A 12,139-nucleotide genomic window follows, 5' to 3' on the forward strand; every position below is an offset into this window, starting at 1 on the left:
CGTTGCTGTCGGCGCATGACGCGCAAGGCAGAACAAACCGCCGGCAGCCTGAGACGATGCCGGCACCATCATGGAGACGGGCATGGATCTCAACTACTCGGCGTCCGACAACGCCTTCCGCGAGGAAGTGCGTAGCTGGCTCGAAGCCAACTTGCCGGCGGACATCCGCGGCAAGATTCTCAACCACCGCCGTCCGAACCGCGACGACCTGGTGCGCTGGCACAAGATCCTCGCCGGCAAGGGCTGGTCGGCGCCGCACTGGCCCGTCCAATACGGCGGCACCGGCTGGAACGCCACCCAGCGCCATATCTGGGACGAAGAGAACGCCCGCGTCGGCGCGCCCGGCGTGCTGCCGTTTGGCGTCGCCATGGTGGCGCCCGTGATCATGAAGTACGGCAACGAGCAGCAGAAGTCGTACTTCCTGCCGCGCATCCTGGACTGCACCGACTGGTGGTGCCAGGGCTATTCGGAGCCGGGCTCGGGTTCGGACCTGGCCTCGGTGAAGACCCGCGCTGAACTGACTTCCGACGGCAAGCACTACATCGTCAACGGCCAGAAGACCTGGACCACGCTCGGCCAGCACGCCGACATGATCTTCTGCCTGGTGCGCACCGATCCGGAAGCCAAGAAGCAGGAGGGTATCTCGTTCCTGCTGATCGACATGAAGACGCCGGGCATCACCGTGCGCCCGATCATCATGCTCGACGAAGAGCATGAGGTGAACGAGGTCTTCTTTGACAACGTCAAGGTGCCGGTCGAGAACCGCGTCGGCGAAGAGAACAAGGGCTGGACCTACGCCAAGTACCTGCTCGGCCATGAGCGCACCGGCATCGCGCGCGTGGGCAATTCCAAGCGCGAACTGGGCTTCCTGAAGCGCGTGGCGCGCCAGCAGCAGAAGAACGGCAAGCCGCTGCTGGAAGATCCGGTGTTCGGCGCCAAGGTGGCCGCGCTGGAAATCGAACTGATGGCGCTGGAGATCACCGTGCTGCGCGTGGTGTCGAGCGAAGCCGCCGGCAAGGGCCCCGGCCCCGAGGCGTCGATGCTGAAGATCAAGGGCACCGAGATCCAGCAACTGCTGACCGAGCTGATGGTCGAGGCAGTCGGCCCTTACGCCCAGCCGTTCGACACGGCCTACCTGGAGTGCGAGACCGAGCATGCGGTGACCGGCTACGACGACGCCGCGCCGCTGTCCGCGTACTACTTCAACTATCGCAAGACCTCCATCTACGGCGGGTCCAACGAAATTCAGAAGAACATCATCAGCCAGATGATTCTGGGGCTGTGAGGAGACACGTAACATGAACTTCAATCTCAGCGACGAACAGAAGCAACTGGCCGACGCCGTCCGCCGTTTTGTCGAGAAGGACTACGGTTTCGAGGACCGCAAGAAGAACTACGAAAGCGCCGCCGGCTACGGCGAATCCGCGTGGGGCTCGCTGGTCGAGCTTGGCCTGACTGCGCTGCCGGTGCCGGAAGAGCAGGGCGGTTTCTCGGGCAAGGCGCTCGACATGATGGTGGTGCAGCAGGAGCTGGGCCGCGGGCTGGTGGTGGAGCCGTACCTGGCCACCGTGGTGGGTGCCTACGCACTTGGCCTGGCCGGCGGCCAGGACGCGCTGCTGGAGCAGGTCGCCGGCGGCGAACTGAAGCTGGCCGTGGCCTTCAACGAGCCGCAGTCGCGCTATGAACTGAACAACGTGCGTGTCACGGCCCGCGACGGCAAGCTCAACGGCCGCAAGACCGTGGTGCTGCATGGTGCGCAGGCCGACAAGCTGATCGTGTCGGCACGCAGCAGCGGCGGTGAAGCCGACCAGGATGGCATCTCGCTGTTCCTGGTGGATGCGAAGGGCGCCGGTGTCAGCATCAAGGACTACCGCACCATCGATAACCTGCGCGCGGCGGACATCAGCTTCCAGGATGCGCCGGCCCAATTGCTGGGCGAGGCCGGCAAGGCTTTCCCGGTGATCGAGCAGGTAGCCGACTACGCCGCGGTGCTGCTGTGCGCTGAGGCCGTGGGCGTGATGGACACCCTCAATGCCGCCACGCTGGAATACGCCAAGACGCGCCAGCAGTTCGGCCAGCCGATCGCGCGCTTCCAGGCGCTGCAGCACCGCATGGTCGAGATGTTCATCCATGCCGAGCAGTCGCGCTCGATCACGCTGCTGGCCGCGGCCCGCTTTGAAGAGGCGTCGCCGGAAGAGCGCCGCCGCTATGTCTCGGCCGCCAAGGCGCGCGTGGGACAGGCAGCGCGCACGGTCGGCCAGGAAGCGGTGCAGATCCACGGCGGCATGGGCGTGACCAACGAACTGCCGGCCGCGCACATGTTCAAGCGGCTGACGCTGATCAACACCACCTTCGGTGACGTGGATCACCACCTGGGCCGGTTTGCTGCCCAGCCGGGGTTCCAGGACGCAGCCTGATCCTGTCATCTGCCATGCCAGCCAAAACCGCGCCGTAGTCCCAGGCGCGGTTTTTTTCTTTGCGCGCTGTTAGGGGCGGGTTCGGCAAATACGGACGCTGCGCCCTGGCATGCATGCGATCATCGTCAAGACAAGGCCATAGCCATCCACAACGGAGAGACAAGCAATGCTGTATTTCGAGGACTTTGAGGTCGGCAGCAGCCGTGAGCTGGGCTCCTACGTCGTCACCGAGGAAGAGCTCCTCGCCTTTGCCCGCCAGTACGACCCGCAGCCGTTCCATATCGACAAGGAAGCCGCCGCCAGGAGCATCTACGGCGGGCTGATCTCGAGCGGCTGGATGACGTGCTCGATCATGATGCGCCTGCTGGTGCTGAGCACCACCGGCAAATCGGCCAGCATGGGCTCGCCCGGTGTGGACGAGATCCGCTGGCTCAAGCCGGTGCATGCCGGCGATACCCTTAGCGTGGTGCTGAAGGTCCTGGATAAGCGCGCTTCGCAATCCAAGCCCGACCGCGGCGTGATCCACACCCAGTGGGAAGCCACCAACCAGCGCGGCGAACTGGTCTGCACGGTCAAGGGCATGGGCATGTACGGCCGCCGCCCCGCATAACGACACATCCAACCACCCAACGAGGAGACAACCGAGATGCGTACCATCGCAACGCTGGAAGAACTGGAAGGCCTGCAAGGGCAGGAAGTCGCGGTCAGCGACTGGATGGAGGTGACCCAGCAGCAGGTCAACCAGTTCGCCGAAGCCACCGGCGACCACCAGTGGATCCACGTCGACGTGGAGCGCGCCAAAAAGGAATCACCCTATGGCGCCCCGATTGCCCATGGCTTCCTGACGCTGTCGCTGCTGCCAAAGTTCATGCACAACGCGCTGCACATGCCGTCGAAGATCGGCGTCAACTACGGCCTGAACCGCGTGCGTTTCACCGCCCCCGTGCCGGTGGGCAGCAAGTTGCGGGCACGAATCAAGCTGCTCAAGGTCGAACGCCTGGATCCGCTGCCGAAGTCGCCTGAACTGGCGGGTGCACAGTCCACCTGGGAGGTCACGATCGAGCGCGAGGGCAGCGAGCGTCCGGTATGTGTTGCGGAATCGATTTCCCGCCGCTACGGCTGACCGGAAAAAACGCTGTGTGGGATTGAGGTGCGACAAAGTTTCTGATGCACTGCGACAATATGCCACACAGAAATGTCGCACCAGCAAAGCCGCGCAAATGCGCGGCTTTGTGCATATTTATAGTTGAAATTGTGATCTTGACGGCAATCAAGTGCTGCGATGCGATGCAAGCACATCATTGTCCGGTTATCTGAACGGTGTGTTCTGTGGCGTTGGGTTTACCCTCAATGTTGCGTTGCGGTACATTCGCGCCCACGATGTTTTACGTGTTGCGCTCCCTGGCCGAAAACCGCGCTTGCCCTGAGGGCAGGTCCGCCGGGAAGTGCAAAAGCCTCGTATTCCAACGCTACCCGGCCGCTGTACTGAGCCGGGACCGTTCGCGGTTTCGGCCACCAGGTGCCGCAGCGCCGGCAAGGTCCCACAGGGCCTGCAGCGCGCGCAGTCAGTTGTCCTTCCGTGTTCATGGCGTTGCAAGGCCGCATGGTCCTCCGGCGTTAGATTCGCCGCCCGACCGCAACGCCAGCTAAGGACACGTCCTTCCGGTTTTCCCATAGCCCCACGCCTCTTGCGCGAGCATCAGGCGGTTTAGCCACGCTTTTGCCCAAAGCGCGGTGTAACCAAACCAGTCGTGACATGAAGAAACCCATACTGCCGCGTTGGACGCGGTTCCTGCCCTGCCTCGGCCTGCTTCTGCTCGCCGGTTGCAACATGACGCTGCTCGACCCGAAAGGGCAGGTCGGCGTCGATATCAAGAACATCATCCTGATTGCCACCTGGCTCATGCTGCTGGTGGTGGTGCCGGTGATCGTGCTCACGCTGGTGTTCGCGTGGAAGTACCGCGCGTCCAACACCAAGGCGCGCTATGAGCCGGACTGGTCGCACTCCACCGCGATCGAAGTGGTGGTGTGGCTGATCCCGTGCCTGATCATCATCGCGCTGGGCATCATCACCTGGAAGTCCTCGCACGACCTGGACCCGTACAAGCCGCTGGAATCGAACAAGAAGCCCGTCACCATCGAGGTGGTGGCGCTGAACTGGAAGTGGCTGTTCATCTATCCGGAACTGAAGATCGCGACCGTCAACCAGATCGCGTTCCCGGTCGACACCCCGGTGAACTTCAAGATCACCTCGGATTCGATCATGAATTCGTTCTTCATCCCGCAACTGGGCAGCCAGGTGTACGCCATGGCAGGGATGGAGACCAAGCTGCACCTGATCGCCAACCATGCCGGCTCGTATGACGGCGTGTCCGCCAACTACAGCGGCGGCGGCTTCTCGGGCATGAAGTTCAAGGCGGTCGCCATGTCGAACTACGAGTTCGACGACTGGGTCGCCAAGGTTCGCGCCTCGTCGACCGAACTGGGCGTTGAAGGCTACAAGACGCTGGCACAACCCAGCGAGAAGGAGCCGGTCACGTACTACGGCAAGGTGGAAGACCAGCTCTTCCGCAACATCCTGCACAAGTACATGGACCACAGCGGCACGGCAGTCGCCGCCGACGGGTTCAAGGGCGGCCCGATCTGCACGTCGCGCAACACCCTCGGCGAAGAGCAGCTGTCGATGACCACGCCGGCCAAGCTGCCGGCGGGCGTGTAATCCTGGGAGCAATGATGTTTGGCAAGTTGAGTTTGTCGGCGATTCCGTTTCATGAGCCGATCATCATGGTCGTGCTGGCCGGCGTCGTCCTTGGCGGTGCCGCGCTGCTAGGCGCGATCACGTATTTCAAGAAGTGGGGCTACCTCTGGAACGAGTGGTTCACGTCCGTCGATCACAAGAAGATCGGCGTGATGTACTGCCTGGTTGCCCTGATCATGCTGCTGCGCGGCTTTGCCGACGCGGTCATGATGCGTACCCAGCTGGCGCTCGCCACCAATGGCGCCACCGGTGTCCTGCCGCCTGAGCACTACGACCAGATCTTCACCGCCCACGGCGTGATCATGATCTTCTTCGTGGCCATGCCGCTGATGACCGGCCTGATGAACCTGGTCGTGCCGCTGCAGATCGGCGCGCGCGACGTGGCCTTCCCGTTCCTGAACACGCTGTCGTTCTGGCTGTTCGTGTCGGGCGCCATGCTGGTCAACGTCTCGCTGGGCGTTGGTGAATTCGCCAAGACCGGCTGGCTGGCCTATCCGCCGCTGTCGGGCCTGGACTACAGCCCTGGCGTAGGGGTGGACTATTACCTCTGGAGCTTGCAGATCTCGGGCCTGGGCACGCTGCTGACCGGCGTGAACTTCCTGGTGACGATCCTGCGCATGCGCGCCCCGGGCATGACCCTGATGCGCATGCCGGTGTTCACCTGGACCGCGCTGTGCACCAACGTGCTGATCGTGGCCGCCTTCCCGGTGCTGACCGTGACCCTGGCACTGCTGGGCCTGGACCGCTACATCGGCACCCACTTCTTCACGAACGACGGTGGCGGCAACGCCATGATGTACGTGAACCTGATCTGGATCTGGGGCCACCCCGAGGTGTACATCCTGATCCTGCCGGCGTTCGGTATCTTCTCTGAAGTCATCGCCACGTTCTCGGGCAAGAAGCTGTTCGGCTACAAGGGCATGGTGTACGCGACCGCCGCGATCATGGTGCTGTCGTTCATCGTGTGGCTGCACCACTTCTTCACGATGGGCTCGGGCGCCAACGTCAATGCGTTCTTCGGCATCACGACCATGATCATCTCCATCCCGACCGGGGTGAAGATCTTCAACTGGCTGTTCACCATGTACCGCGGCCGGGTCCAGATGACCTCGCCGGTGCTGTGGACGCTGGGCTTCATGATCACCTTCGTGATCGGCGGCATGACCGGCGTGCTGATGGCCGTGCCGGCTGCTGACTTCGTGCTGCACAACAGCCTGTTCCTGATCGCCCACTTCCACAACGTGATCATCGGCGGCGTGCTGTTCGGCTACCTGGCCGGCATCACCTACTGGTGGCCGAAGGCGTTCGGCTTCACGCTGAACGAGCGCCTGGGCAAGTGCGCCTTCTGGTGCTGGCTGGTCGGCTTCTACTTCGCCTTCATGCCGCTGTACGTGCTGGGCCTGATGGGCATGACCCGCCGCCTGAACCACACCGACAATCCGGCCTGGACGCCGTGGCTGTACCTGGCCGTGGTTGGCGTGGTGTTCGTGGCGCTGGGCATCTTCTTCCAGGTGCTGCAGATCGTTGTGTCGATCCGCGACCGCAAGAAGCTGGCCGACGTGACCGGCGACCCGTGGGGCGGCCGTACCCTGGAGTGGGCCACCTCGTCGCCGCCGCCGTTCTACAACTTCGCGCACACCCCGGTGGTGCGTGACCTGGACGCGTTCGCCGACATGAAGGCCCGTGGCGAGACCCTGCCGACCGAAGGCTACGAGAAGATCCACATGCCCAAGAACACGGGTGCGGGCTTCATCATCGGCGCCTTCAGCCTGGTGTTTGGCTTTGCCCTGACCTGGCATATCTGGTGGATGGCCATCGTTGGCCTGGTGGGCATGGTGTGGGCGTTTATCCACCGCAGCAACGACGACCATATCGACTACTACGTGCCGGCCACCGAGGTCGAGCAGATCGAAACGCGCCATCTGCAGCGCATTGCTTCGCAGGCCTAAGAACCATGTCGACTCAAGTCCTAGACCGCATCCCCGCGCAGGCCGGCGCATCGGCCCACGCCGACGCACATGGCCATGACCATGCGCACCACGATACCAGTGCCAATACGGTGTATGGCTTCTGGATCTACCTGATGAGCGACTGCATCATCTTCGCCGGACTGTTCGCGGCTTTCGCCGTGCTGCGCGGCGAACTGGCAGGCGGCCCGTCGGCGAAGGAGCTGTTCGAGCTCAACTACGTGCTGGTGGAGACCTTCATCCTGCTGTTCTCCTCGATCACGTACGGCATGGCGATGATCTCGCTGCAGAACCGCAGCCTCAAGCACGTGCAGACGTGGCTCGGCGTGACCTTCCTGCTCGGTCTCGCGTTCATGGCGATGGAAATCAACGAGTTCCACCACCTGATCGCCGAAGGCGCCGGCCCGGGCCGCAGCGCGTTCCTGTCGTCGTTCTTCACGCTGGTCGGTACCCACGGCCTGCACGTCGCCAGCGGCATGCTGTGGATGATCGTGCTGATGTGGCAGCTGGGCAAGAAGGGCATCACCCCGACGCTCAGCAAGCGCCTGATGTGCCTGTCGCTGTTCTGGCACTTTCTGGACGTGGTCTGGATCGGCGTGTTTACCGTGGTCTACCTGATGGGACATCTGTGATGGCACAACACAACGCACCGGCGGCGCACGGCGCCCATGACGCGCATGCCGCGCACGACTCGCACAACACCCACGCCAGCTTCAAGGGCTACGCAATCGGCTTCATCCTGGCGGTGATCCTGACCGTGATCCCGTTCAAGCTGGTGATGGACGGCAGCATGGAGAAGGGCACGATCCTGTGGATCATCCTCGGCATGGCCGCGGTCCAGATCCTGGTCCACCTGAAGTATTTCCTGCACCTGGACACGTCGTCCGAGCAGCGCAGCAACGTGATCGCGCTGCTGTTCACGGCGCTGATCCTGGTGATCGTGGTGGCGGGTTCGCTGTGGATCATGTACAACCTGAACACCAACATGATGCCGATGTAAGGACTGCTGTCCCGGCATCGAAGAACGGGGTCCCGCAAGGGGCCCCGTTTTTTTTGTGCCGCTAGTGCCGCTACCCCATCAGGGCTTGAACGTATCGCCCAGCACCACGCCTTCGCGGCGCGGGTCGGCGCCGCCCACCAGCACCGCCGAGCCGCCGATGGTGGTGCGGATGATCGCGCTCAGGCCGCTCGACTGCGCCCCGATGTTCACGGTATGCCCGAGGTTGCGCAGTCCCTTGACCAGCGGGTCGTTGTCTCCCGCGATGCCGCCGGCCGGCACGCTGCTGTCGACGTTGGGATGCTCGCCGCCGACGATCATGGCCGAGCCCGCGCCATTGGAGCCGCCGAAGTCGATCATCGACACTGCCTGCTGCGCGTCCAAGTTCCAGTCCAGCGCCGCCACCAGCGTCTTGGCCACGTACTGGATGATGGTCGCGCCGCCTGGCGAGCCGGTCGTCATGTAGAAGTCCCCACGCGACCCGTCGGCATTGCGCTTGAACACCAGCGTCGGCGACATCGAGCTGCGCGGCCGCTTGCCTGGCTGCACGCGGTTGGCGACCAGCACGCCGCCCACGGCAGGCGCTGCGTTGAAGTCGGTCAGCTCGTTGTTCAGCAGGAAGCCGTTGGTCATGTGGTACGAGCCCAGCCCTGACTCGATGGTGGTGGTCATCGCTACCACGTTGCCGTACTTGTCGTGCAGCGACAGGTGGGTGGTGCCTCGCTCCTGCACGAACGACGGCGACAGCGGCACGTCGCCGAGGTTGCCTGCCGCCACCGGCGTGGTCAGAACGCCGGTGGTGCTGATCAGCGCGGCGCGCTGGCTCAGGTAGGGCTTGTTCAGCATGGTGTCCCAGCTGCCGCCCGGCAGGCCGATGAAGTCGGTGTCGGCCACGTACTTGTTGCGATCGGCATAGGCGAGGTGCCCGGCTTCGCCCAGCAGGTGGGCGCCCAGCACGCTGGGGCGGCCGCCGTTCTGGTCGACCAGCGTGGGACCATGGCTGGCCATGTCGAAGTTCTCGACGATGCCCAGGATCTGCGCCACCGCGATGCCGCCGGAGGAGGGTGGCGGCATGCCGCAAATCTCGTACTGGCGATAGGTGGTGCAGACCGCAGATCGCTTCTTGGCCTGGTAGTTGGCCAGGTCGTCCAGCGTGGTCACGCCAGGCGTGGTGTTGCCGTCGTAGGTGGTCTGGATCTTGTTGACGATGGCCTGCGCGATCGGGCCGTTCTTGTAGAAGGCATCGGCCCCGCCCGCGGCCACGGCCGTGAACACGCCGGCCAGCGCCGGGTTCCTGAGGATGGTATTGACTGCGCGCGGCGTGCCGTCGGGGTTCAGGAAGTAGGCGGCCATTTCCGGGTCGCGCTGGATGTTTGTCACCGTGGCCGCACCGGAAATCGCTGCCGCCATGCGGGGCGGGATCGCGAAGCCGTCGGTGGCAAGCTTGATGGCCGGCGTGAACAGGTCCTTCCAGGCCAGCTTGCCATGGTCATTGTGGGCCAGTTCCAGCACGCGCAGCGTGCCGGGCGTGCCGATCGAGCGGCCGCTGCGGACGGCGGTAGGTGCCGGCGCGGTCTGGTCGGAAGCGGACTTCCACTGGATGTAGTCCTCGTCGGCGCCGGCCGGGGCGGTCTCGCGGCCGTCGTAGGCGGTCACCGCCTTGCTTGCCGCGTCGTAATACATGATGAAGGCGCCGCCGCCGATGCCGGAGGACTGCGGCTCCACCAGGTTCAGCACCATCTGCGCCGCGACCGCGGCATCGGCCGCGGTGCCGCCGTCCTTGAGCACGTCGCAGGCGACCTTGGTGGAGAGCGGGTTGTTGGTCACGGCCATATAGGTCTTGCTGTAGACCGTCGACTTGGGCGCGTAGCCGGTGGCCTGCTCGGGCGCGTTCGGGTCGCCGGGCAGCACCACCGCCTGGCCGCCGGTGCTGCCATCGAGTTCGCAGCCGGTGGCCGCCGGCGTGGTGACAACGGGTGGCGGGTCGTCGCCGCCACCGCAGGCGCCCAGCGCCAGGGTGAAGGCGGCCAGGGCCAGGATGCCTTTGCGGCGCGATGCGGATTGCAGGGCGTGGAGCGACGGTTGCGGGACGGCGAGTGACGCCGTCTGATCTTCGGAAAACGGCATGGCTTCTCTCTGGGTTGTGTGGACCCGCATTCTTGTGTCGACCAGCGCCTGGCGCGATCGGCCACCGCGTCATGGCGGGTTGGACGGCGGCTATCTCTTACCGTAGGTTGGCCATGCGCCGGTCTTAATGGATGGTTGTACCGATTTACAGTCATCCAATTCCGGTTTAAAAGTCTGCTTACTTCTGCGCGGCGTGTCGCCATTGGCAAGCCGCATGCGCTTCAGCGCCATTCCCCCTTGCGCAGCGCGCCGCCGACCCGGCGCGAGCGACACGACCGATTCTGGCGCATGGTCGCAACCCGCTCGCGGGCACCATGCACCGTCACTGCTCCCATTTCTCCCGTTGCACTGTCTCAGTGCCACTCGCGCTGCACGCCCGTGGTGCGCGATGGTCCCCACGACCCGGTTAAGCCATGCGCGTCGTGCCTGGCAGCCAGGTCGCGGCGCGAAATCGGTGGCACGCTAGTTGCAGATGCATCACCCCGGGGAGCGTAGTCCCTACTAACACCACGAACGGGAGCTGCAAATGCAACGACGTGACATGCTGAAGCTGTCGGCCATCGCCGCCGCGGCAATGATCGGTACCAGCCCGCTGGCCATGGCGCAGTCCAAGGAACCGATCAAGGTCGGGATCCTGCACTCGCTGTCCGGCACGATGGCCATCTCGGAAACGTCGCTGAAGGACGTGGCCCTGATGACCATCGACGAGATCAACAAGAGCGGCGGCGTGCTCGGCCGCAAGCTCGAGCCGGTGGTGGTGGACCCGGCCTCCAACTGGCCGCTGTTCGCGGAGAAGGCGCGCCAGCTGGTCAGCAAGGACAAGGTCGCGGTGACTTTCGGTTGCTGGACTTCGGTGTCGCGCAAGTCGGTGCTGCCGGTCTATGAAGAGCTGAACTCGCTGCTGTTCTACCCGGTGCAGTACGAAGGCGAGGAAATGTCCAAGAACGTCTTCTACACCGGCGCAGCGCCCAACCAGCAGGCGATCCCGGCGGTGGAATACCTGATGAGCAAGGAAGGTGGCGGCGCCAAGCGCTTCTACCTGCTGGGTACCGACTACGTCTACCCGCGTACCACCAACAAGATCCTGCGCGCCTTCCTGAAGAGCAAGGGCGTTGCCGACAAGGACATCGAAGAGGTCTACACCCCGTTTGGCCACAGCGACTACCAGACCATCGTCGCCAATATCAAGAAGTTCTCGCAGGGCGGCAAGACCGCGGTGATCTCGACCATCAACGGCGACTCCAACGTGCCCTTCTATAAGGAACTGGGCAACGCCGGCCTGAAGGCCAAGGACGTGCCGGTGGTGGCGTTCTCGGTGGGCGAGGAAGAACTGCGCGGCATCGACACCAAGCCGCTGGTCGGCCACCTTGCGGCGTGGAACTACTTCATGTCGGTCAAGAACGCACAGAACGACGCCTTCAGGAAGCAGTGGGCGGCCTGGGTCAAGGCCAACAACCTGCCAGGCGGCGACAAGCGCGTGACCAACGACCCGATGGAAGCCACCTATGTCGGCATCCATATGTGGGCGCAGGCGGTGAAGAAGGCCGGCACCACCGACACCGACAAGGTGCGTGCGGCGATGTACGGCCAGACCTTCAAGGCGCCGGATGGCTTCACGCTGACCATGGGCGAAAACCACCACCTGTACAAGCCGGTGATGATCGGCGAGGTGAAGGGCGACGGCCAGTTCTCGGTGGTTTGGAAGACGCCGAAGGCCGTGCGCGCGCAGCCGTGGAGCCCGTTCATCTCGGGAAATGAAGGGAAGCCGGACAAGGTGCTGTAAGCCTCGTTTGCTTGCCACCACGCGGCTCCCCCGCTCCCGCTTGCGGGAGAGGGGGAGCAAACAGTCAGCTCGCTTCATTCCTGCCACTCG

Annotated in this window: 10 protein-coding genes; 9 read left to right on the top strand and 1 reads right to left on the bottom strand. The window is 63.9% G+C overall.

From position 1 onward, the window contains the following. Positions 1-82: 82 nt before the first annotated feature. The 8 genes from LPA45_RS04850 to cyoD all read left to right on the top strand — a co-directional run bounded on the left by LPA45_RS04850 (position 83) and on the right by cyoD (position 8,142). The gene (locus LPA45_RS04850) at positions 83-1,285 is read left to right on the top strand and encodes an acyl-CoA dehydrogenase family protein (protein ID WP_116317538.1); all 1,203 of its coding nucleotides are present in this window, start codon (positions 83-85) and stop codon (positions 1,283-1,285) included. 13 nt (positions 1,286-1,298) lie between these two features. After that, positions 1,299-2,417, top strand: a complete 1,119-nt coding sequence (locus LPA45_RS04855; RefSeq protein ID WP_116317539.1) for an acyl-CoA dehydrogenase family protein — start codon at positions 1,299-1,301, stop codon at positions 2,415-2,417. 166 nt (positions 2,418-2,583) lie between these two features. Continuing rightward, complete coding sequence (locus tag LPA45_RS04860; RefSeq protein WP_116317540.1) at positions 2,584-3,027, top strand: MaoC family dehydratase; 444 nt, start codon at positions 2,584-2,586, stop codon at positions 3,025-3,027. Between the two features lie 36 nt (positions 3,028-3,063). Continuing rightward, on the top strand, positions 3,064-3,540 hold the full coding sequence (locus LPA45_RS04865) for a MaoC family dehydratase (RefSeq protein ID WP_116317541.1): 477 nt from the start codon (positions 3,064-3,066) through the stop codon (positions 3,538-3,540). A 633-nt stretch (positions 3,541-4,173) separates the two neighbouring features. Then, positions 4,174-5,136, top strand: coding sequence for a ubiquinol oxidase subunit II (cyoA, locus tag LPA45_RS04870; protein WP_116317542.1), 963 nt, complete (start codon positions 4,174-4,176; stop codon positions 5,134-5,136). Positions 5,137-5,150: 14 nt separating this feature from the next. Next, positions 5,151-7,124, top strand: a complete 1,974-nt coding sequence (gene cyoB, locus LPA45_RS04875) for a cytochrome o ubiquinol oxidase subunit I (RefSeq protein ID WP_116317857.1) — start codon at positions 5,151-5,153, stop codon at positions 7,122-7,124. Between the two features lie 5 nt (positions 7,125-7,129). Then, positions 7,130-7,774, top strand: a complete 645-nt coding sequence (cyoC, locus tag LPA45_RS04880; RefSeq protein WP_116317543.1) for a cytochrome o ubiquinol oxidase subunit III — start codon at positions 7,130-7,132, stop codon at positions 7,772-7,774. Then, positions 7,774-8,142, top strand: a complete 369-nt coding sequence (cyoD, locus tag LPA45_RS04885; protein ID WP_116317544.1) for a cytochrome o ubiquinol oxidase subunit IV — start codon at positions 7,774-7,776, stop codon at positions 8,140-8,142. Before cyoC ends, cyoD begins: the two co-directional genes overlap by 1 nt. A 78-nt stretch (positions 8,143-8,220) precedes the next feature. Here cyoD and LPA45_RS04890 read toward each other — a convergent pair whose 3' ends face one another. Beyond that, a complete protein-coding gene (locus LPA45_RS04890) occupies positions 8,221-10,266 on the bottom strand; it encodes a gamma-glutamyltransferase family protein (RefSeq protein WP_116317545.1) in 2,046 nt (681 codons plus the stop codon). Positions 10,267-10,792: 526 nt separating this feature from the next. Between LPA45_RS04890 and urtA the strand changes: the two genes are divergently transcribed. Further along, a complete protein-coding gene (gene urtA / locus LPA45_RS04895) occupies positions 10,793-12,049 on the top strand; it encodes an urea ABC transporter substrate-binding protein (protein WP_116317546.1) in 1,257 nt (418 codons plus the stop codon). Positions 12,050-12,139: the final 90 nt, after the last annotated feature.

It is taken from the genome of Cupriavidus sp. Agwp_2 (assembly GCF_040784895.1).
Taxonomy (GTDB): domain Bacteria; phylum Pseudomonadota; class Gammaproteobacteria; order Burkholderiales; family Burkholderiaceae; genus Cupriavidus.

Excerpts from the sequence above, each read along its gene's own strand:
- urtA (WP_116317546.1), top strand. The coding sequence starts at position 10,793 with ATGCAACGACGTGACATGCTGAAGCTGTCGGCCATCGCCGCCGCGGCA.
- LPA45_RS04850 (WP_116317538.1), top strand. The coding sequence starts at position 83 with ATGGATCTCAACTACTCGGCGTCCGACAACGCCTTCCGCGAGGAAGTG.
- cyoC (WP_116317543.1), top strand. The coding sequence starts at position 7,130 with ATGTCGACTCAAGTCCTAGACCGCATCCCCGCGCAGGCCGGCGCATCG.
- cyoB (WP_116317857.1), top strand. The coding sequence starts at position 5,151 with ATGTTTGGCAAGTTGAGTTTGTCGGCGATTCCGTTTCATGAGCCGATC.
- LPA45_RS04855 (WP_116317539.1), top strand. The coding sequence starts at position 1,299 with ATGAACTTCAATCTCAGCGACGAACAGAAGCAACTGGCCGACGCCGTC.
- LPA45_RS04860 (WP_116317540.1), top strand. The coding sequence starts at position 2,584 with ATGCTGTATTTCGAGGACTTTGAGGTCGGCAGCAGCCGTGAGCTGGGC.
- cyoD (WP_116317544.1), top strand. The coding sequence starts at position 7,774 with ATGGCACAACACAACGCACCGGCGGCGCACGGCGCCCATGACGCGCAT.
- LPA45_RS04865 (WP_116317541.1), top strand. The coding sequence starts at position 3,064 with ATGCGTACCATCGCAACGCTGGAAGAACTGGAAGGCCTGCAAGGGCAG.
- cyoA (WP_116317542.1), top strand. The coding sequence starts at position 4,174 with ATGAAGAAACCCATACTGCCGCGTTGGACGCGGTTCCTGCCCTGCCTC.
- LPA45_RS04890 (WP_116317545.1), bottom strand. The coding sequence starts at position 10,266 with ATGCCGTTTTCCGAAGATCAGACGGCGTCACTCGCCGTCCCGCAACCG.